This is a genomic window from Streptomyces stelliscabiei, assembly GCF_014873495.1.
GTDB classification, from domain to species: Bacteria; Actinomycetota; Actinomycetes; order Streptomycetales; family Streptomycetaceae; genus Streptomyces; species Streptomyces bottropensis.
In genome coordinates this window covers 7,259,315-7,279,197 of the sequence record NZ_JADBGF010000001.1, presented here as the reverse complement: position 1 = coordinate 7,279,197, position 19,883 = coordinate 7,259,315, and the positions used below count along the sequence as shown (strand labels likewise).

Sequence of the window (19,883 nt, the reverse complement as noted above, 5' to 3'; positions counted from 1 at the left end):
GCCCCCGAACGCCCCGCACCACCAGAAAGGCCCTTCCCAGATGTCCCGCGATCTCGACCCGGGCTCCACCATCTTCTTCACGCTGACGATCGACGGCGAGAGCCTCGGTTACTTCAACGGGTGCGAAGGGCTGTCCTCGACCGTGGAGATCGAGCACCGCCAGGAGGGCGGGAACAACGGGTTCGTCTGGCAGTTCCCTTCGCGGGTGACGTTCTCGAACATCCGGCTGACGAGGCCGCTGACGCCGGACACGGCGAAGGTCGCCGCGTGGATCTCGTCCGTCGCGACGGGCGTGAAGCGGCCGACGGCCCAGATCGCGGCGCTGCGCGCGGACGGCTCGGAGGTGGCGCACTGGGGGCTCATCGACGTCCTGCCGGTGAGCTGGCAGGGGCCGTCCCTGGACCCGTCCAACCCGAGCGTGGCGACCGAGGTGCTGGAGATCGCGCACCACGGGTTCACGGACTGAGGGGCGGGGACAGACCATGGCGAAGGGCAGCAAGGGCGGCGGCGCGGGCAAGAGTCTCGTGCGGGCCACCCTGGCCATTCACGAGCCGCCGGTGGGGACGAGCACCACACCGGGCGGGCTGAAGAAGACGTTCAACTTCGAGTTCAACCCCTCCGAACTGACGCTGCGCCAGGGCGCCCAGTGGAAGCGGACGACGAGCGCGGCGGTGCGCGACGGCGCGCTGCCGGAGTTCATGGGGCCCGACCCCCGGGAGATGAACGTCGAGATCTTCCTCGACTCCTCCGACAAGCCGAGCGGCACCACCGTGCTGAAGAAGGTCGAGTCGCTGCTGTCGTGCTGCGAGGTGACGGCCAAGAGCCTCGCCGCGAAGCAGCCGTCGCCGCCGTGGGTGGTGTTCCAGTGGGGGTCGTTCTCGACCGCGCGTTTCACGGCGTACGTCAGCTCCGTGGACGTCACGTACTCCCTGTTCGGGACGACCGGTGTGCCGATCCGGGCCGCCTGCCGGATGACGCTGCACGAGATCCCCAGCCGGACCGAGGGGCAGAACCCGACCTCGGGCGCGCTCACCGCGCGCAGTGTGCACCGGGTCGTGGCGGGCGACTCGTTGCAGTCGCTGGCGTGGCGGGAGTACGGGAACGCGTCCGCGTGGCGGGCGATCGCGGAGGCCAACGGCATCGACGACCCCACCCATCTGCCCACCGGCACCGAACTCGTCCTCCCGGCGGCCGGAGAGGTGGGCCGCTGATGGGCGGGGCCGAGGCGGGAAACCCGTCCTTCTCCAACATCATCCGGGTCACCATCGACGGCAGGGAGCTGCCGACCGCCTACGCCGACCTGCTGGTCGGCGGCTGGGTCGACCTCGGGGCCGGGGTGCCCGGCGCGTTCCGGGTCACCTTCCGGGACCCGCACGGGCTGCTGCTGGGCAAACTGAACGTCAGGTTCGGCTCCCTGGTCGTCATCTCGCCCGTGGCCGGCGGACAGGGCGCGGGCAGCCCGGTGTTCACCGGCGAGGTCACCGGGATGGAGACCGACTACGACGGCACCGGCACCTTCACCGTCGTGCGCGGCTACGACGCCGGCCACCGGCTGATGCGGGTGCGCAGGGTGGCGGCGTACCGCAACCAGACGGCCGCCGACATCGCCCGCAAGCTGGCCGCGATGAACGGCGTCCCGATCGGTCAGGTGCAGTCCACCAAGACCGTCTACGACTTCATCAGCCAGTCCAACGTGACGGACTGGGACTTCCTCGCGCGGCTCGCCGACGAGAACGAGATGGTGATGTCGCTGGACGCCAAGGGGAAGTTCCAGTTCGTCGAGCCGAAGCCGGCGTCCGGCGCGCCCGCGTCGAGCGCCCCCGGCCGGAAGAACCCCTACGAGCTGAAGGCCGGCGTCGACATCCTGCGCTGCCGGGCCGCCGTCACCGCCGCCGACCAGGTCGGCAAGGTCGAGGCGCGCGGCTGGAACGTCACGACGAAGAAGAAGCTCACCGCGACGACGAAGGCCGACGCCAACCCCGGTATCGCCATCGGCACCACCCCGCAGAAGGCGGCGACCCCCTTCAAGGCCGCCAAGCTGGTCGAGACGGACACGCCGTACGACCTGCAGAGCGAGGTCACGCACGCCGCCGCCTCCCTCGCCGACGACATCACCTCCGCCTTCGCCGAGCTGGAGGTCATGGTGCGCGGCAACCCGCTGCTGCGCCCCGGTGTGCCGATCACGCTCTCCGACGTGGGCGCCCCGTTCGAGGGCAAGTACACCTGCACGTCCGTACGGCACACCTTCGGCGACGGCAGCCACTACGAGACGTGGGTGACCGTCAGCGGCCGGCAGTGGCGCTCGCTGTTCGGGCTGACCTCGGGCGGCGGTACGGCGGCCCCGCGGCTGCCCAGTGTCGCCAACGCCCTCGTCACCGACGTCCAGGATCCGCTGAAGCAGGGCAGGGTGAAGCTGCAGTTCCCGTGGCTGGACGACGCGTACGTCAGTGACTGGACGCGGACCGTGCAGCTGGGCGGCAAGGCCGGCGGCGGGATCTTCCCGCTGGACGTCGGCGACGAGGTGCTGGTCGCCTTCGACCGGGGTGCGCTCGACCACCCGTTCGTCATCGGCGGCCTCTACAACGGCGTCGACAAGCCGACCCCCGTGAAGGACGTGCACCTGCACGACCCGGTCAAGAAGAAGGCGATCCGCCACACCCTGTCCGACCGAGAGGGCAACCGGGTCGACCTGCTCAGCCAGCAGACCGGCCTGCGCAAGCAGGGCGTGCGCCTCGCCACCGGCAACGACCGGCTGATCATCAACCTCGACCGGACGAAGACCGAGATCACCGTGGACAGCAAGGGTGCCGTCTCCATCACCGGCGGCACCTCGGTCTCGGTCAAGGCCGGGACCGATCTGACGCTGAGCGCGCGCCGGTCCGTGACCATCCGCAGCGGCGGCCCCCTCAACCTCCAGGGCCAGGGCATCGTCGGCCTCCGGTCGCTCGGCGGCGCGGTCAACGTGAACGCCGTGGGCGCCCTCACCATGAGCGCGGCCGGGGCCGCGACGATCAGCGCGGCCGGAACCGTGCAGATCAACGCGGTCGGCCAGGCGGCGCTGCGGGCGGCCAATGTCGACATCACGGGCATCGTGCTCGTCAACAAGAAGCCGTATCCGATCCCGTGACGCCCACCGCCCGCACGCCCACCGTGCACACGCCCCGCACAGGCGACGTGACTTACATGCCCCGCACAGCCCACATGGCCCGCACGTCCACACGCTCTACACGCCCCACTTGCCCACACGTCCACACGTCGGCCGAGAAGTCGTACGTCCCAGAAAGAGGGGTGGCCCGCTGATGGCCGAGCAGTTCGTCGGATCCGGCTGGGCGTTCCCGCTGCGCATCGGGCCCACCGGGGGCATCGCCCTGGTCAGCGGGGAGCGCGAGGTCGAGGAGGCCATCCGGCTCGTCCTGGCCACCGCGCCGGGCGAGCGGCCGATGCGCCCCGAGTTCGGCTGCGCCATCCACGACCTGGTGTTCGCGCCGGTCAACGAGGCCACGGCCGGCCGTATCCAGCACGAGGTGTACACGAGCCTCGACCGCTGGGAGCCGCGGATCGAGGTGACCGACGTCGAGGTGACGGCGGGCGCCGACCAGGGCGTCCTCTTCATCGACGTCCGCTACGCGATCCGCGGCACCAACAACCCGCGCAGCCTGGTCTTCCCGTTCTACGTCATCCCCTCCCACGACGAGCCGGACCTCGCTCCCGAAGGCTCCGACCGTCCCGAAAGCGACCGCTGATGGCCCTGCCCTCCCCGAACCTCGACGACCGGCGTTTCCAGCAGTTCGTGGACGACGCCAAGCGCTACATCCAGCAGCGGGCGCCGGAGTGGACCGACCACAACGTCTCCGACCCCGGTGTCACCCTGGTGGAGACGGTCGCCCACATGGCCGACCAGATCGTCTACCGGCTCAACCGGGTGCCGGAGAAGAACCATCTGGCGTTCCTGGACCTGGTGGGCATCACCCTCTTCCCGCCCTCGGCCGCCCGTACGGACGTGACGTTCTGGCTGTCGGCGCCGCAGGAGGAGCCGGTGCCGCTGCCGGTGGGCACCGAGGTCGCCACGCTGCGCACCGAGAGCGAGGAGGCGGTCGTCTTCGCCACCGAGCGCGAACTGTCCGTCGTACCCTGCGCGTTGCGCCACCTGGTGACCCAGCGGCCCGGTGAGCCGGTCACCGACCGGACGGCCGACCTCGCCGAGGGCAAGGACCTGATGTGCTTCGCCGAGTCCCCGCGGCCCGGCGACGGTGTGCTGTTCGGGCTCACCGCCGCCGTCCCGTACTGCGCGATCGTGCTGGAGCTGGACAGCGTGGTCGACGGCGTCGGCGTGGACCCGCGGCAGCCGCCGCTGGTCTGGGAGGCGTGGACCGAGGACGGCTGGACGGAGTGCGAGGTCGACCGTGACGGCACGGGCGGCCTGAACCGGCCGGGCGAGGTGGTCCTGCACATGCCCGGCGGGCACACCCTGTCCCGCACCGGCGGACAGGAGGCCGGCTGGCTGCGCTGCCGGGTCACCGAACCCCTGCCCGGCCAGCCCTTCTACACCACCTCGCCGACCGTCCGCGCCGCCGAGGCCTTCACCATCGGCGGCACCACGACCGCCGTCCACGCCGAGACCGTGTACGACGAGGCCCTCGGCGAGTCCACCGGCCTGCCCGGTCAGCGGCTGCGCCTCGCCCACTTCCCGGTGGTGGGCGACACCCCGCCCGTGCTGCTGCAGACCGCCGAGCACGACGGCTGGACCGACTGGGACGTCGTCCCGTCCTTCGCCGCGTCCACCTCCTACGACCGCCACATCACCCTGGACTCCGCCACCGGCGAGATCGCCTTCGGCCCGGCCGTACGGGAGCCCGACGGCACCCTGCGCTCGTACGGGGCCGTCGCGCCCAAGGGCGCCGTCATCCGCGCGGTGCGCTATCGCACCGGCGGCGGCCGGGCCGGGAACGTGGCCCGGGGCGCCATCCGGGTGCTGCGCACCTCCGTCCCGTACGTCTCCGAGGTCGTCAACCGGGAGGCGGCGCGCGGCGGTGTGGACGCGGAGACCGTGGAGGAGGCGAAGGTCCGGGCGCCGATCACGCTGCGCGCCCAGGAGCGCGCGGTGACCCTGCGGGACTACGAGGAACTCGCCCGCCGCGCGGCCCCCGAGACCGCCCGCATCACCTGCCTGGAGGGCGAGGAGGGCGAGCACGGGGCGTACGCGGTGCGGGTGCTGGTGGTCCCGCAGGCGGTTCCCGACCCGGGGGGCCGACTGCGCTTCGAGCAACTGGTGCCCGGCGACGCGCTGTTGCGCCGCATCACCCGTCACCTGGACGAACGCCGCCTGATCGGCACGCGGTTGGCCGTCGGCCCGCCCTTCTACCAGGGCGTCACCGTCGTCGCGACGCTGCACGCCTTCCGGGGCACCGACACCGACCGGGTGCGCCGTCAGGCCCACGACGCGCTCTACCGCCACCTCGACCCGCTGACCGGCGGCGCCGACGGCCGCGGCTGGCCCTTCGGCCGCCCGGTCCAGTCCGGCGAGGTCTTCGCCGTCCTCCAGCGGGTGCCCGGCGTCGAACTCGTCGACGACGTCCAGCTGCACCCCGCCGACCCCCTCACCGGCAAACGGGGCGACCCCACCAACCGCATCGACCTCTCGCCCCCGTCGCTGGTGTTCTCCTTCGACCACCGGGTCCGCGTGATCGGGGACAAGCCGTGAGCCCCGGGCTCCCGGGCACGGGAGGCGAGCGCCGGTGAGAGGCTCCATCGACGGTCTCGGCTCCTCTCACCCCATCGGCGCGATGCTCCCCGCCGTCTTCGCAGACGACGACCTCGCCCAGCGCTTCGTCGGCGGTCTGGACGACGTCATCGCCCCGATCCTGTCCGTCCTCGACTGCCTGGACTCCTACTTCAGGCCGTCCCTGGCCCCCGTGGACTTCACCCAGTGGCTCGCCGGCTGGGTGGGCGCCGAGACCGACGGCACGGAACCGGAGGCCCGGCTGCGCGCCGCTGTCGCCGCCGCCGCGTATCTGCACCGCGTACGCGGCACCCGGCGCGGCCTGTCCGAGGCCGTACGCCTGGTGTTCGGTGTGACCCCGGAGATCACCGAGAGCGGCGCCGCCGCCTGGGACGCCCGTCCCCTCGGCCCTGTCCCCGGGGAAACCCGCCCGCGCCTGCACGTGACCCTGCGCCTGCCCGACCCCACCCCCGCGGACGAACACCGGCTGGACAGCCTCGTCGCCGCCGCCCGCCCCGCCCACATGCCCTACACGGTCCAGGTGACCGCCGCCGAAAGGATCCCCGAGAGATGACCAGCCCGACCCCCGGCACCGGCCAGGCCCAGAGCTGCGCCGAATGCGGAACCCGCGGGGAGCCCGGCCAGTCCTTCTGCGACGCCTGCGGCGCGGTGCTCGGCTGGTCCGGAACCCCGGCCCGAGCGACCACGGGCAGCGCCAGGAGCGAGGCCGACGACCGCCCGGCCGCCGCCCCCGCGGACGCTGACGCGGCACGTACGAGTGCCCCGGCCCCGGTTCCCGCCGGGAGCGCACCGGCCGACGACGAGCGCGGCTGGGACGCCTTCGCTCTGCCGGGCGCCGGCACGGGCACGGCCCGCACCGGTCACGACCCGGCCCAGACGGCGACGACCGCGGCCACCCCCGACACCGGCACGGCGGTCCGCACGGACGCGCCCCCCGCCGCCACCGCCCCTGCCCCTGCCCCTGCCCCTGCCCCTGCCCCGGGGGACACCACCCACGCCCCGGCGGTGACCGCCACGCCCCACCCGGCCCCGCACCCCGACGACGAAGCCCCCACCACCCCCCTCCCCACCCCGGCCTCACCACCCCCGGCTCCCTCCCCCTCCGACGCCGACCGGGCCAGGTCACTCCTCGTCCCCGTCGCCGACCCCGAGCCCCGTGCCCCCGCGGAGCCGGCCGTCGCGCCCGTGCTGCCGGGCCGACCGGACGTGCAGCGACCTCAAGTGCGCACCCCTGGCCCGGAGTTCGGCATGGAGGGTGGTGTGCCCTGCCCGTGGTGCGGGACCCCCACCCGGCCGGACCGGCACTTCTGCGCGCGCTGCGCGATGCCCATGGCCGGCCGTGCGCAGACACCGGGACGGCTCCCGTGGTGGCGCCGGATGCTGAACGGCCGCGACACGCAGACCCCGTGGGCCGGTGACCGCCCCCGTCTGCGCCGCGGCTTCGGCCGCATCCTCAACTGGGTGGTCGCCGCCCTCGTCCTCACCCTGATCGTCACCCTGGCCTTCCAGGCCGACGACGGCTACCGGGCGGCCCGCGACCACTTCGCCAAGCGCGCGTCGGTCGTCCCGGACAGCTTCAAGGCGTCCCGCTCGTTCCCCGGGCACAAGCCGGCCCTGGCCTTCGACACGTACAGCAACACGTGGTGGGGCCCGGGTGTCACCCAGTCCGGCGAGGGAGAGTGGCTGGAGGCCGAATTCGAGGAGCCCACCCGGCTGCTGGACGTGGTCATCACGCCGGGTGTCTCCAAGCAGGCGGACCAGCGCGCGGAGTCGGCCCGCCCGCACCGCATCGAGGCGACCATCACCGCCGCCGACGGCTCCACGTCCACCAAGATCCTCACCCTCGACCAGGCCGCCGGCGGCCAGAGCCGCAAGTTCCGCGTGGGTGACGCCAAGTCCGTCCGCTTCACCATCCGCTCCTCCTACGGGGCCGACGACAAGAAGCAGGTCGCGATAGCGGAGATCGAGTTCTTCGGCCGCTCGAACGGCAACAGCTAGCGGGGAAGGGGACGCGAGGGGCGGGCGGGGACCGGGCCGGCGGCCGACCCGCCGGCCCGCTCGTCCTAGCCCCGGAAGTCCGGCGTACGTTCCGGCGAAGCCTCGGCCAGGGCCTTGGTCACGGCCTCGGTGTCGCCCCGGAGGCCGTAGACGGGGGTGTCCGGCTGCTGGCGCCAGGAGTCGTCGAGGCCGCCGGCGTCCACCGTGTCGAAGCCGAGTTCGTCGATGAGGGCGCGGATCTTCGCCTTGGCCGTCTCGTCGTCGCCGGCGACGGGGAGGGCGACGCGGTCGGGGGCGCCGGCGGGACGGTGGCGGTCGAGGATGTCCTGGGCGTAGGTGCCGTTGAAGGCCTTGACCACGGGGTGGCCCAGGTGCTGTTCGGTCCAGCGGCTCTCGGTGAGGCCGTCGTCCTCGATCGCGGCGATCCTGCCGTCGCGCTGGCGCGGGTAGTAGTTGCCGGTGTCGATGACGGCGACGCCGTCCGCCGCCGCGTCGAGGAGGCCGGAGGGCAGATCCGGCACCGCCTTCAGCGGGATCGTGATCACCACGACCTCGGCGCCGCGGGCCGCCTCCTCCACCGTGACCGGGGTCGCGCCCGTCTCCTCGGCCAGTTCGGTGAGGGTCTGGGGGCCGCGGGAGTTGGCGACGGAGACCTCGTGGCCGAGGGCGGTGAGCCGCCGGGTGAGGTTGCCGCCGATGTTGCCCGCGCCGATGATGCCGATCTTCATGTCAGGCCGCCCTTCGCGTTCGGGGTGTTCCGGGGAGTCGAGACGTTCGAGTGTCCCGAGGGTTCCACATATGCATGCACGTGCATGCACTACTCGGCAACCTCGGAGTGTCCCGCGCTATTCCGGCGCTCCGCCCCCTCCGGCCGACGGCCCCAGCCCTCAGCACTCGATACGACGAAGGGGCACCCCCGTCGTACGCGACGGAAGGCGCCCCTCGGCCCCCGGGCTCACTTGTTCAGGTGGGCCCAGAACTCGTCGAACGACAGGAGCTTGTCCCCGTTGAGGTCACGGGTGCGGATGATGACCTCCGCCACGGACTCGGTGACGTTCCAGTCGCCCTCCTGGGCCAGGGCGGTCTTGAACTCCGCGGCGGTGATGAACCCGTCCCCGTCCGCGTCGATCCGCTGGAACTCCTTGCGCGCTGCCTCGATGTCCGCCACCGATCCGCCCCTTCTTGGTGCCCTGCCCGTTGCGGGCAGTCCTGCCTACGGTCCTACTGACGCAGGTCAGATTAACCGGCCGTGCGAGCCCGGAGTGCGGCGACCACCCACGCGAACTCCTCCTGGGTGCCGACAGCGGCTCGACGCCCCGTACCAGCGAGGCCAGCTCCCGGAACCGGGCCGGATCGGCGTGGGCCGCCGAGGTGACCCGCTGCAGCATGGCGGCCCGGTCGGTGTCGCCGAGCAGCCCGGCCAGCACCCCCTCGGCGGCGGGCGAGGCGGGGTCGACACCGCCGCGCAGCGCCTCCCCGGCGAGCTGCACCAGGCGGCTCATGAACCACAGGGAGGTACCCGACGGCACCTCCGGCCCCGGTCCGCCGCGTTGAACTCGACCGTCTCGCGCATCCGCGCCCGGAACCCCGGGTCCTGGAGCATCTCGGCCGGCTCCACCCAGGCGTCCACCTGCTCGGGCGTCGGGTCCTCCGGCAGATCCGCGAGGCTGAACCTGAGCCGCGTACGGATGTCGGGGTCGGCCGTGTCGAGCCCTCCGACGCTCTCCTCCATGAAGTCGTCGATGATCCGCCCCCGTTCGGCGGCGGACAGCCGGGCCAGTCTGTTCATCAGTGTCGCCTCCTGCGCGGTCGAGCCGCGTCGCGCCACGGTCGACAGCACCGCCCGGGCCACCTTCAGGGCCCTGATCTGCGCGTCCAGCGCGGCCACGTGCGTGGCCGCCACCTCCGCGACGGTCGTCTCGCCCGCGCGCACCCGCCGTACGTGGTCGAGGCCGAGGCCCGGCTCCCGCAGCGGATGAGTTCGAGCCGGGCCACACAGGCCGCGTCGTACGGCCGGTAGCCTCCCGTGCCGCGGGCGACCGGGCTGAGGACGCCCTCGTCCGACCAGTAGCGGATCGTGCGGACGGACAGGGCCGGAGCCCCGGGCGAGCTGCCCGACGGTGAAAAGGCCGGTGCCGTTTTCGATCATGTCTGCGAGTGTGGGCCCTCCAGTGGGTGGAGACTCAAGGAGCGGGGCGGAGGAGTCCGGTGGCGGAGAGCTTGCGGGACGTGCTGGACGGGGTGGCCCGGGGGGACTTCCCTCCGGCGGACGGTCGTACGACCGTCGTCGCGCAGGTCTCCCCCCGGGACGCGGGTGTCCTGTGCTTCACGGGGCACTCCGTGGTCTTCACGGACGAGGACCCCCGGTGGGTGCACGAGAGGCTGGCGGCCACGGAGTGCGACCCGATGTCCGCGAGCCTGAACCCACGGTTCCTGGCGGCCCTCATGGAACGCACGGGCCGCACGACCGAGACCATCGACATGATGCTGGTCGCCGCGCCCCTGCCGGGCGAGCCGCCGCTGCGGCTGAAGGAGATCGAGGACGCCGGACACCCCCGTGTCGCGTACGCGCGACGGCGCCGTGACGGCGTACGGGTCTTCGCGACGGACGGCGGTGTCCTGACGACGGGGCGCGGGATCGCCGGCCGGCTGGAGGTGTCGGTGGAGGTGGACGAGGGCGTACGGCACCAAGGGCTCGGCCGGTCGCTGGTGAGGGCGGCGCGGCATCTCGTCGCCGAGCCGCTGTGGGCGCAGATCGCGCCGGGGAACGCCCGCAGCGTGCGGGCGTTCCAGTCGGCCGGGTACGTACCGGTGGGCTCGGAGCTGCTGCTCAGCGCCCGCTAGGACCACCGGCCCAGCGGGCGGGGGGGGAGGGGGCGGGGTCAGTGCCAGGGCACGTAGTGCGGGTTGCTCTCGCACTCGCTCATCTTCTCCGTCCTGGTCTTCTTGTCGACCGGACAGACACCGATGACGAACTCCGTCCGGATGCCGCCGGGGAAGGCGACCTCCACCTGGTCGGCCCACTTGTGCTGGTCCCCGATGGTCCGGTTGACGTCCACGCCGCCGGGGGCGTCGATGTAGTAGTTGTAGCCGGACTTGTACCAGGTCTTGTACAGGTCGTGGTCGTAGGTCGTGGAGACGTACGGCGAGGGCTGGTTGACCAGGACGTACTGCTCGATGTCGTACTGCCCGTCGATGACGTCCCTCGGCAGGAAGCCCTGCGCGAAGACGATCGCCGGGCCCCGGCTGTCGCTGCGGTACAGGGTGGCGCAGGTGGTGCGCCAGACCGGCTCGGGGGTGATGCGGTCGACGTCCACGCGGCGGTCGGCGGCGGCGTGGACCGGGTCGGCGAACCGGGGGCAGGCGGGGGCGGCGGCCCCGGCCGGGGCCGCGGCGGGGTTCGCGGCGGGGGTCTGTGCCGGAGCGGTCGCGGCGGAGGTCGCGAAGACGGCGGAGAGGGACAGGACGACGGCGGCGGCCCGGCGCCGCAGACTGGTGGTGATCATGCCCAGCACGATCTCGGCCGCGCGGTGCCGGGCCGTGGACCCTCACTCGTACGGAGGCGTGTCAGACCGCCCGGTTGTCAGGTGTCGCCGGGAGGTGCCGGGCCGCCACCGGAAGATGCGGGGCCGTCACCGGAAGATGCCCGTGTGGCCGAGCGAGTAGCGGCCGGGCTGCGGGTACACCGCGAGGCCGTGCGGGCCGCTGCCGACGGGGATGCGGGCGAGCTGCTCCCCGGTGCGGGTGTCGAGGGCGTACACCTCGGAGTCGTAGCGGCCTGAGAGCCACAGGACCTTGCCGTCGGCGGAGACGCCGCCCATGTCGGGGCTGCCGCCGTCGGGGAGGTGCCACTTCTTCGTGAGCTTGTCCTCGGTGAAGTCGAAGACGGAGACCGTGCCCTCGCCCCGGTTGGAGACGTACATCTCGCGGGAGTCGCGGCCGATGTACAGGCCGTGGGTGCCCTTTCCCGTGGGCAGGAGCTTCGGTTCGTCGAAGGTGTCGCCGTCCAGGACCCACATGCCGTCGGCCATCATGTCGGCGATGTAGAAGCGCTTGCCGTCCGGGGAGAGCTTCACGTCCTGCGGCATGGCCCCCTCGAACGGCAGTTTCTGCTGCCCGACGACCTTCATCCGCGCGGTGTCGACCTTCAGCAGCTCGCCGCTGAACTCGCACGACACGATGAAGTACGTGCCGTCGAGGGAGAAGTCGGCGTGGTTGACGCCGTAACAGCTGACCGGCTCGGTCCTGACCCGCTTCATGGTGTGCGGGTCGCGGAAGACGAGTTCGCGGTCGAGGGAGGCCATGACGACGGCGTACTTCCCGTCGGGCGTGAAGTACAGGTTGTAGGGGTCGTGCACCTCGACCGGCTCGCCCGCCTTCCCCGTCGCCGGGTCGATGGGGGTGAGGGTGTGACCCCGGTTGTTGTTGACCCACAGGGTCTTCAGGTCCCAGGAGGGCACCACGTGCTGGGGCTGGCGGCCCACCGGGATCGTCTCGGTGATCTCGTACGTCTCCGGGTCGATCACGGTGACGGTGTCGGACTCGCTGTTGGGGACGTACACCCGGGACGGGAAGTCCTCGACCACCGGGGAGAGCCGGTTCGGGCGGTCGGCGGCGTAGACGTCCTTGGGGTCCAGCACGGGCGGCATGCCGCGCAGGCCCCGGACCACCGTCCGCTGTCTCTTCTTCCGCTCGGCCGCCTCGGCTTCGGCGGCGGCCCGGTCGGCCCGGATCCGCTGCTCGTGCCCGGTGGGCCCGGCCCCGGCGCCGCACGCGGCCACGGCGGCGAGAACGACGGCCGCGAGAAGGGCGCGCTGCACGAGATTGCGCTGCATGAGATTGCGCTGCATGAGGGAGGTGCGGGGCGTGGTCACGCGACCTTTATAGGGAGGTTCGGTGGGAATTCCGGCGATTGGCCCGATCGACGGAGATGCGCGTGGCGGGTGCCGTCGGGTGCCCTGACCGTCCGCGTCGTCACCGGTCGGCGACGCGCATCTCGAACCACGTCGTCTTCCCGCGCGGCAGCAGGTCGACCCCCCAGCGGTCCGAGAGCTTGTCCACCAGGAACAGGCCCCGCCCGCTGAGGTCCGTCTCCTGCACCGGCATCAGACAGGGCAGTCCGCGCGAGGGGTCGCGGACCTCGATACGGATCCAGCCCGGCCGGCGGCGCATGCGGAGCCCGAAGACACGGGCGCCGGTGTGCCGTACGGCGTTGCCGACGAGTTCGGAGACGAGCAGGACCGCGTCCTCGGTCATCTTCGGCGAGAGCCGCCACTGGCGCAGGACGACGACCTGGGCGAGCCTGCGGGCCGTGGCGGCGGACTCGGGACGGGACGGCAGCGGGACCTCCGCCTCGGTCGGGTTGCCGAACAACTCCAGTGCCTTCTGCGCCCGTTCGTCCTCGATCGCAGGTGACCAACGCGCCGCGGTCGCACTCCCGTGCCGCCGCGGCTGTTCGATACCCTCCAGCCCCGCCATGCCCCCATCATGGCCGCCCCGGACCCCTTCCGGGGCCGTTCCGCAGGAATACAACCCCCGGAACCAACCATTCCGGGACTTTCGGGTGACATATGCCAGAGGCAGCAAGTCGCCCACGAGAGCCCGTCCGACCTGCGTGAACACTCTGAACTTCGGTCAACGACACGAGCCTTGGGCAAGGCTCTGTTAAGGCTGCCTTAAGGCTCGGACAGACCGCCCCTTCGGGGGACGCGGGTCACGCATCGCGAACCGCGAGCCCGTCGGCGGAACTTGTGGGCCGGATTCCGACACGTCCCCCGGCCCCTCGCCCCGCCCCGCCCCCGCGCGCTCAGACGAACTTCGCCTTGCCCGGCCCCGCCCCCGCGCGCTCAGACGAACTTCGCCTTGCCCGGCCCTTCCTCCACGAAGCTCCGCATCCCACGCTCACGGTCCTCCGTGGCGAACAGCCCCGCGAACCAGTTCCGCTCGATGGCGAGCCCGGTCTCCAGGTCGGTCTCCAGACCCGCGTCGATCGACTCCTTGGCGGCCCGCAGCGCGATGGCCGGACCCTTCGCCAGCCGGGCGGCCCACTCGTGCGCGGCGGTGTACACCTCGTCGGCCGGGACGACACGGTCGACCAGGCCGAGCGTGAGGGCCTCGTCCGCCTTGACCATCCGGCCGGTGAAGATGAGGTCCTTGGCCTTGGAGGGGCCGATGAGCCGGGCGAGCCGCTGGGTGCCGCCCGCTCCCGGGATCACGCCGAGCAGGATCTCCGGCTGGCCGAGCTTCGCGTTCTCCCCGGCGATCCGGTAGTCCGCGCACAGCGCCAGCTCGCAACCGCCGCCCAGCGCGTAGCCGGTGACGGCCGCGACGACCGGCTTGGGGATGCGGGCCACGGCGCTGAAGGAGTCCTGCAGGTCACGGGACCGCGCGACCATCGCCGCGTGGTCCATGTCCTGCATCTCCTTGATGTCGGCACCGGCCGCGAAGACCTTCTCCCCGCCGTAGATCACCACCGCGCGGACGTCGTCGCGGCGCGTGGCCTCCTCGGCGAGTTCCTTGAGGCGGTCCTGGGTGGCGACGTCCAGGGCGTTCATGGGCGGCCGGTCGAGGCGGATGGTGCCGACGCCCTCGGCGACTTCGAGATGCACAGTCATGAGGGCAGGTTAACGGCGACTAACGGCAACGGCCCCGGTGCCGTGCATCACACCGGGGCCGTGCGGAGGGGGTCGGGGCTTTCAGGCGCGGGCGCCTACGCCTTCCACTTGTCCCAGTCCATGTTCCAGCCGTTGTAGCCGTTGTCCGGGTCCACGGTCCGGTCGTTGGAGTTCTTCACGACCACGACGTCGCCGACCATGGAGTGGTCGAAGAACCAGGCGCCCGGCGCCTTGCGGTCGTAGCCGCCGCGGGTGTCGCGCAGACCGATGCAGCCGTGGCTGGCGTTGTAGTTGCCGAAGGCGCCGCCGCCCCAGTAGTTGCCGTGGATGAAGGTGCCCGAGTTGGTCAGGCGCATCGCGTCCGGCACGTCCTTGATGTCGTACTCGCCGCCGTAGCCGACGGTCTCGCCGTTCATCCGGGTCACGCGCAGGCGCTCGCTGATGACCATCTGACCGTTCCAGGTCTCCATGCCCGGCTGGCCGGTGGTGACGGGGATGGTCTTGACGACCTTGCCGTCGCGCTTCACCTTCATGGTGAGCTTCTTGACGTCGACCACGGAGACCTGGCTGCGGCCGATCGTGAAGGAGACCTTCTTGCTCTGCTCGCCGTAGACGCCCTCGCGGCCCTCGACACCGTCGAGGTTGAGGTCGACGGTGACCTTCGTGCCGGCCTTCCAGTACTTCTCCGGGCGGAAGTCGAGGCGGTCGTTGCCGAACCAGTGGCCCTCGACGTCGACGGCCGGCTCGGTCTTGATGGTGATGGCCTTCTCGACGTCCTCGGGGGCCGTGATGCCCCGCGTGAAGCGGACCGAGAACGGCATGCCGACGCCGACCTTCGAGCCGTCCTCGGGGGTGAAGATGCCGACGAAGGTGTTCTTCGGGGTCAGCGTGGTGAAGGACGAGTCCTCGGCCGCCTCACGCCCCTCGGAGTCCTTGGCGACGGCGTGCACCTTGTACTCGGTGGCCGAGTTGAGGTGGGTCGACGGCGTCCAGCTGGCGCCGTCGCCGGATATCTCACCGGCGATCTTGTCACCCTTGTCGTTCTCGACCGTGACCTCGGACAGCTTGCCCTTGGTGGCGTTCACCTTGAGCGCGCCGCTGGTGGCCACGGAGTCGGCGCCGTTCTTCGGCGCGATGGAGACCACGGCCTGCGAGGCCTTGGTGGCCGCCTTGTCGGAAGTGGTCCGGTCGGAGCCCTTCCCCTGGTCGCCGTCGGAGCCCGTGTCCGAACCCCCGCCCCCGCCGCACGCGGTGACCGCGAGCAGCATCAGGACCGGCAGCATGGCCAGGGCCCCCTTGCGCCGCCGCGTCCGCGCGCCAACCGACGCCCCCGATATCGGTCGCCCGTTCAACTCTCTGTTCTCCCCTCGCACGGCCTGATCAGGCCCGCACCCCTACGCGCAGAGCGCGCGTACGCTCGTACATTAACCAGATGATCGGGATGATTTGGCCTCGGCGTATGTCACCGTTCAGTCCCAACTTCAATGATCACGCGCGTACCCCCATGTCCGTGCTTTGTCCGTCTACTTCACCGCGGCACCCGCTTTCCATTCCTTCCATCCCATGTTCCATCCCCCGAGGCCATTGTCCGGAGAGACCTTTTTGTCAGTGCTGTTGACGACTTCGACGACGTCCCCGACGAGGCTGCGGTCGAAGAACCAGCCCGCCGGCGTGCCGGAATCGCCGCCCTTCACATCGCGCAGGCCCACACAGCCGTGGCTGACGTTGGCCCTGCCGAAGGCGTCCGGGGCCCAGTAGTTGCCGTGCAGGAAGGTGCCCGAGGTGGTGAGGCGCATGGCGTGCGGGACGTCCGGGATGTCGTACTCGCCCTTGCCGTTCGCCTTGCGGAAGCCGACGGTGGCGCCGTTCATCCGGGTCACCTCCAGCATCTCGGTGACGACCATCTTCCCGTTGTACGTCGTCGTCCTCGGCGCCCCGGCGGTGATGGGGAGGGTGGCGAGCACGCCGCCGCCGCGTTCCACGCGCATGGTGTGCCGTGCCGCGTCGACCACGCTCGCCTGGTGCCGGCCGACGGTGAAGGAGAACGTCCTGTGCTGCTGGCCGTAGACGCCGGGCGCGCCCTCGACGTCCCGCAGCCGCAGGCCGACGGTGACGCGGGTGCCGGGCTTCCAGTACGTCTCGGGACGGAAGTCGAGGCGCCCGGCGCCGAACCAGTGCGGGCGGACCTCGACGGGTGGTTCGGCGGTCACCTCGACGGCGCGTTCGACGGCCGCGCGGTCCTCGATCTCCCGGTTGAACTCCAGGGAGACGATCATCCCGGTGCCGACGGTGGCCCGGTTCTCGGGCGTGACGTAGGCGATGAAGCGCTCGTCGGGGACGTACGTCGTGAAGGTGACGTGCCGGGCCGAGCGGCGGCCGTGGCCGTCGAGGGCGACCGCGTCGACGGCGTACCGGGCGGCCAGCGCGAGCTTCGGTGAGCCGGTGGGGCGCCAGGTCAGTCCGTCGGCGGACATTCGGCCCGGCACGGGTGACTCCTGCGCGTCCTGCGACTTCACCACCTTGACGGACTCCAGGCGCCCGCTGGGCACCCGTACTTCGAAGCGTTGCTCCGGGCGCACGCCCTTGCTGCCGTCCTCCGGAGTGACCCGGATCGTGTCGTCGGGTGCCTTTCCGCTGGTCAGCGGCGTTCCGGTGGTGCATCCGGCGGCCCCGGCCAGCAGGGCCGCCCAGGTGAGCGCGGCGGCCAGGGCGGCCGCGGCGCGGCGCGCGTGCGTCTGTGCGTGGTTCACGTGCGGCCCAACGACGGCGCACGCCCCCGGGAAACGTGAGTGCGAGGCGTGCTCTGGGCAGAACACTTGGGAGGACGACGTGATGGGGAGCGGTGCGGGGACAGCCGGCTCCCCTTTCCCGTCGCCCACCGAGCCGCGGGAGGCCTGAGGTGTCGAGCGCAGCCGAGCAGGAGGAAGTGCGGGAGGACGTACGGGGGACGCGCGCCGTGCCGGCCGCGCGTCCCGCCGTGGTGCTGAACGGAGGTCGGCGCGAGGAGCCCCCGCCCGGGACGAGGCCCGTGTGGCCGGGGGCCTCGACGCCGCTCGGCGCGCGGTTCCGGGTGGGCCCCGACGGGGTCGCGGGCACCAACTTCGCGTTGTGGGCCGGCGGGGCGGAGGCCGTCGAGCTGTGTCTGTTCTCCGCGGCGGGCGAGGAGACCCGGCTGCGGCTGACGGAGCTGACCCACGAGATCTGGCACGGCTTCGTGCCCGGTGTCCTGCCCGGACAGCGGTACGGCTACCGCGTGCACGGCCGCTGGGACCCGTGGACCGGCGCCCGCTGGAATCCGGCGAAGCTCCTCCTCGACCCGTACGCGCGTGCGGTGGACGGCGAGTTCGGCCTGCCGCCGGAGGTGTACGCGCACGTCCGGGACTGGCCCGAGCAGCATGTCGCCGACACCGTGCGCGACGAGCGGGACTCGGCGCCGCACGTCCCGAAGGGCGTCGTCGTCCACGACGACGCCCCCGACGACGAATGGGTCGACGACCGCCGTCCGAAGACCCCGTGGGCGGACTCCGTCATCTACGAGCTGCACGTACGCGGCTTCACCATGACCCACCCGGACATCCCCGAGGAGCTGCGCGGCACGTACGCGGGTCTCGCGCACCCCGCCGCGATCGAGCACCTGGTGAAGCTGGGGGTGACGGCGGTGGAGCTGCTGCCCGTGCACCAGTTCGCCCACGAGGACCATCTGCTGCGCCGGGGGATGCGCAACTACTGGGGCTACAACTCGGTGGGCTACTTCGCCCCGCACGCGGCGTACGCCTCGTCGGGCACGGCCGGGCAGCAGGTCGGGGAGTTCCGGCGGATGGTGCGGGCGCTGCACGCCGCCGGCATCGAGGTCGTCCTCGACGTGGTCTACAACCACACGGCCGAGGCCGACGAGCGCGGCCCGAGCCTGTCGCTGCGCGGCATCGACAACCGGGGCTACTACCGCCTGCAGAGCGACGCGCGCCGCTACGCCGACTACACGGGCTGCGGGAACACGCTGCACGTGGTCCAGCCGCACGTCCTGCGTCTGATCACCGACTCGCTGCGGTACTGGGTGACGGAGATGGGGGTGGACGGCTTCCGTTTCGATCTGGCGGCGGCCCTCGCCCGCTCCATGCACGACGTCGACATGCTCTCCCCGTTCCTCGCCGTCATCGCCCAGGACCCGGTCCTGCGGCGGGTGAAGCTGATCGCCGAGCCGTGGGACGTGGGCTCGGGCGGCTACCAGGTCGGCGCCTTCCCTCCTCTGTGGACGGAGTGGAACGACCGCTACCGGGGCGCGGTACGGGACTTCTGGCGGGGCGCGCTGCCGGACGTACGCGACCTCGGCTACCGCCTGTCGGGGTCGAGCGACCTGTACGCGTGGGGCGGCCGCCGGCCCTACGCCTCGGTCAACTTCATCACCGCGCACGACGGTTTCACGCTGCGCGACCTGGTGTCGTACGAGCGCAAGCACAACGAGGCGAACGGGGAGGGCAACCGGGACGGCTCCGACGACAACCGGTCCTGGAACTGCGGCACCGAGGGCGAGACGGACGACGAGGGCGTACGGACGCTCAGGCGGCGGCAGTTGCGCAACCTGCTGACGACGCTGCTGCTGTCCACGGGCGTGCCGATGCTGGTCGCCGGTGACGAACTGGGCCGCACGCAGGGGGGCAACAACAACGCGTACTGCCAGGACAACGAGATCAGCTGGGTCGACTGGGGGCTGCTGGAGGACCCGGCCTGGAAGGGCCTCTTCGACCTGACGGCCCGGCTGATCGCGTTGCGGCACGCGCATCCGGTGCTGCGCCGCCGGGCGTTCTTCTCCGGCCGCGCCCACTCGGCGGACGGGCTGCGGGACCTGGCGTGGTTCACGGCCCGCGGCACGGAGATGACCGAACGGGACTGGTACGCGCCGGCCGCGACGCTCGGCATGTACCTCTCCGGCCGCGACATCCCCGGCCGCGACGCCCGGGGGGCCCCGATCCTCGACGACAGCTTCCTCGCCGTCCTGCACGCCGGTGACCGGCCGGTGGACTTCGTCCTGCCGGGGACGCCGTGGGCGGCTCGGTACGAGGTGGTGGTCGACACGTCGCGGGAGGAGCAGGACGAGCCGGTGGGCGTGGTGCACGAGGCGGGGGCGGAGGTGGTCGTCCCGGCGCGGTGTGTGCTGCTGCTGCGGGTGCTGGGGTGAGCGGTCCGGTGCCCCGGGTCAGCCGAGGATGCCCCGTTCGTATGCCTTGGCGACCGCCACTCGACGGTGGTGGTCTTGCCGGCGCCGCTGGGGCCGAGGATCCCGAAGATCTCGCCCTCCGCGACGCTGAAGGAGACACCGTCGACGACGTTGCGGCCGCCGTAGGCCTTGCACAGGCCGGTGACCTCGATGACGGATGTGGCCGACATGTGTGGCATGTGTCGAGAATCCCGGCCGCACGCGGGCGCGCATCGGCCATCGCGCTCGAACGGGCATCGGCCGATCGGTCGATGCGCCGGTACGACCTCGCTGATCTCCCCGTACGCGTCCCCGGCCGTGCGGGTCGTAGGACTCA

The 19,883-nt window shown here is 71.9% G+C and carries 17 protein-coding genes and 2 pseudogenes; 9 read left to right on the top strand and 10 right to left on the bottom strand.

Annotated elements, in window-relative coordinates:
• Positions 1 to 40: 40 nt before the first annotated feature.
• The 7 genes from H4687_RS32410 to H4687_RS32380 all read left to right on the top strand — a co-directional run bounded on the left by H4687_RS32410 (position 41) and on the right by H4687_RS32380 (position 7,738).
• Positions 41 to 466, top strand: a complete 426-nt coding sequence (locus H4687_RS32410; RefSeq protein WP_046916645.1) for a phage tail protein — start codon at positions 41 to 43, stop codon at positions 464 to 466.
• A 16-nt stretch (positions 467 to 482) separates the two neighbouring features.
• Positions 483 to 1,211: a CIS tube protein gene (locus H4687_RS32405; protein ID WP_046916644.1), complete on the top strand. Its 729-nt coding sequence runs from the start codon at positions 483 to 485 to the stop codon at positions 1,209 to 1,211.
• Positions 1,211 to 3,127, top strand: coding sequence for a VgrG-related protein (locus H4687_RS32400; RefSeq protein WP_046916643.1), 1,917 nt, complete (start codon positions 1,211 to 1,213; stop codon positions 3,125 to 3,127). Before H4687_RS32405 ends, H4687_RS32400 begins: the two co-directional genes overlap by 1 nt.
• A gap of 172 nt (positions 3,128 to 3,299) precedes the next feature.
• A complete protein-coding gene (locus H4687_RS32395) occupies positions 3,300 to 3,743 on the top strand; it encodes a GPW/gp25 family protein (RefSeq protein ID WP_046916642.1) in 444 nt (147 codons plus the stop codon).
• Positions 3,743 to 5,701, top strand: coding sequence for a putative baseplate assembly protein (locus tag H4687_RS32390; protein ID WP_046916641.1), 1,959 nt, complete (start codon positions 3,743 to 3,745; stop codon positions 5,699 to 5,701). The genes H4687_RS32395 and H4687_RS32390 overlap by 1 nt, the downstream gene beginning before the upstream one ends.
• Before the next feature lie 34 nt (positions 5,702 to 5,735).
• On the top strand, positions 5,736 to 6,293 hold the full coding sequence (locus tag H4687_RS32385; RefSeq protein WP_005480077.1) for a phage tail protein: 558 nt from the start codon (positions 5,736 to 5,738) through the stop codon (positions 6,291 to 6,293).
• The gene (locus tag H4687_RS32380; RefSeq protein ID WP_050398016.1) at positions 6,290 to 7,738 is read left to right on the top strand and encodes an NADase-type glycan-binding domain-containing protein; all 1,449 of its coding nucleotides are present in this window, start codon (positions 6,290 to 6,292) and stop codon (positions 7,736 to 7,738) included. Before H4687_RS32385 ends, H4687_RS32380 begins: the two co-directional genes overlap by 4 nt.
• Positions 7,739 to 7,803: 65 nt before the next feature.
• Here the strand turns inward: H4687_RS32380 and H4687_RS32375 are convergent, their stop codons facing one another.
• From H4687_RS32375 to H4687_RS32365, 3 genes and pseudogenes are all read right to left on the bottom strand, one after another.
• The gene (locus tag H4687_RS32375; RefSeq protein WP_046916459.1) at positions 7,804 to 8,466 is read right to left on the bottom strand and encodes an NADPH-dependent F420 reductase; all 663 of its coding nucleotides are present in this window, start codon (positions 8,464 to 8,466) and stop codon (positions 7,804 to 7,806) included.
• A gap of 227 nt (positions 8,467 to 8,693) precedes the next feature.
• Positions 8,694 to 8,906 (bottom strand): EF-hand domain-containing protein, encoded by a 213-nt coding sequence (locus H4687_RS32370; protein ID WP_045563253.1) that lies wholly within the window; start codon positions 8,904 to 8,906, stop codon positions 8,694 to 8,696.
• Positions 8,907 to 8,977: 71 nt separating this feature from the next.
• Positions 8,978 to 9,887 (bottom strand): annotated as a pseudogene (locus tag H4687_RS32365) (helix-turn-helix domain-containing protein).
• Between the two features lie 59 nt (positions 9,888 to 9,946).
• Between H4687_RS32365 and H4687_RS32360 the strand changes: the two are divergent.
• Positions 9,947 to 10,582, top strand: coding sequence for a GNAT family N-acetyltransferase (locus H4687_RS32360; RefSeq protein ID WP_050398015.1), 636 nt, complete (start codon positions 9,947 to 9,949; stop codon positions 10,580 to 10,582).
• Between the two features lie 38 nt (positions 10,583 to 10,620).
• Here H4687_RS32360 and H4687_RS32355 read toward each other — a convergent pair whose 3' ends face one another.
• From H4687_RS32355 to H4687_RS32330, 6 genes are all read right to left on the bottom strand, one after another.
• Complete coding sequence (locus H4687_RS32355; RefSeq protein WP_050398017.1) at positions 10,621 to 11,244, bottom strand: ADP-ribosyltransferase; 624 nt, start codon at positions 11,242 to 11,244, stop codon at positions 10,621 to 10,623.
• A gap of 126 nt (positions 11,245 to 11,370) precedes the next feature.
• Positions 11,371 to 12,612 (bottom strand): YVTN family beta-propeller repeat protein, encoded by a 1,242-nt coding sequence (locus H4687_RS32350; RefSeq protein ID WP_373560615.1) that lies wholly within the window; start codon positions 12,610 to 12,612, stop codon positions 11,371 to 11,373.
• Between the two features lie 100 nt (positions 12,613 to 12,712).
• Positions 12,713 to 13,216, bottom strand: coding sequence for an ATP-binding protein (locus H4687_RS32345; RefSeq protein WP_050398014.1), 504 nt, complete (start codon positions 13,214 to 13,216; stop codon positions 12,713 to 12,715).
• Positions 13,217 to 13,584: 368 nt separating this feature from the next.
• Positions 13,585 to 14,352 carry an enoyl-CoA hydratase/isomerase family protein gene (locus H4687_RS32340; RefSeq protein WP_050398013.1) on the bottom strand — a complete coding sequence of 256 codons (768 nt, stop codon included), beginning with the start codon at positions 14,350 to 14,352 and terminating at the stop codon, positions 13,585 to 13,587.
• 95 nt (positions 14,353 to 14,447) lie between these two features.
• Positions 14,448 to 15,704, bottom strand: a complete 1,257-nt coding sequence (locus H4687_RS32335; RefSeq protein ID WP_179860009.1) for a L,D-transpeptidase — start codon at positions 15,702 to 15,704, stop codon at positions 14,448 to 14,450.
• A gap of 171 nt (positions 15,705 to 15,875) precedes the next feature.
• A complete protein-coding gene (locus H4687_RS32330) occupies positions 15,876 to 17,102 on the bottom strand; it encodes a L,D-transpeptidase (RefSeq protein WP_046915587.1) in 1,227 nt (408 codons plus the stop codon).
• A 149-nt stretch (positions 17,103 to 17,251) separates the two neighbouring features.
• Here H4687_RS32330 and glgX point away from each other — a divergent pair, with 149 nt between their 5' ends.
• Positions 17,252 to 19,528 carry a glycogen debranching protein GlgX gene (gene glgX / locus H4687_RS32325; RefSeq protein WP_046915588.1) on the top strand — a complete coding sequence of 759 codons (2,277 nt, stop codon included), beginning with the start codon at positions 17,252 to 17,254 and terminating at the stop codon, positions 19,526 to 19,528.
• 59 nt (positions 19,529 to 19,587) lie between these two features.
• Here the strand turns inward: glgX and H4687_RS32320 are convergent.
• Positions 19,588 to 19,737: pseudogene (locus H4687_RS32320) on the bottom strand (ATP-binding cassette domain-containing protein); the annotation flags it as partial.
• Positions 19,738 to 19,883: the final 146 nt, after the last annotated feature.

What these genes read in the sequence shown, in the direction of transcription:
- H4687_RS32410 (WP_046916645.1), top strand. Translation starts at nt 41, where the DNA reads ATGTCCCGCGATCTCGACCCGGGCTCCACCATCTTCTTCACGCTGACG.
- H4687_RS32405 (WP_046916644.1), top strand. Translation starts at nt 483, where the DNA reads ATGGCGAAGGGCAGCAAGGGCGGCGGCGCGGGCAAGAGTCTCGTGCGG.
- H4687_RS32400 (WP_046916643.1), top strand. Translation starts at nt 1,211, where the DNA reads ATGGGCGGGGCCGAGGCGGGAAACCCGTCCTTCTCCAACATCATCCGG.
- H4687_RS32395 (WP_046916642.1), top strand. Translation starts at nt 3,300, where the DNA reads ATGGCCGAGCAGTTCGTCGGATCCGGCTGGGCGTTCCCGCTGCGCATC.
- H4687_RS32390 (WP_046916641.1), top strand. Translation starts at nt 3,743, where the DNA reads ATGGCCCTGCCCTCCCCGAACCTCGACGACCGGCGTTTCCAGCAGTTC.
- H4687_RS32380 (WP_050398016.1), top strand. Translation starts at nt 6,290, where the DNA reads ATGACCAGCCCGACCCCCGGCACCGGCCAGGCCCAGAGCTGCGCCGAA.
- H4687_RS32375 (WP_046916459.1), bottom strand. Translation starts at nt 8,466, where the DNA reads ATGAAGATCGGCATCATCGGCGCGGGCAACATCGGCGGCAACCTCACC.
- H4687_RS32355 (WP_050398017.1), bottom strand. Translation starts at nt 11,244, where the DNA reads ATGATCACCACCAGTCTGCGGCGCCGGGCCGCCGCCGTCGTCCTGTCC.
- H4687_RS32345 (WP_050398014.1), bottom strand. Translation starts at nt 13,216, where the DNA reads ATGGCGGGGCTGGAGGGTATCGAACAGCCGCGGCGGCACGGGAGTGCG.
- H4687_RS32340 (WP_050398013.1), bottom strand. Translation starts at nt 14,352, where the DNA reads ATGACTGTGCATCTCGAAGTCGCCGAGGGCGTCGGCACCATCCGCCTC.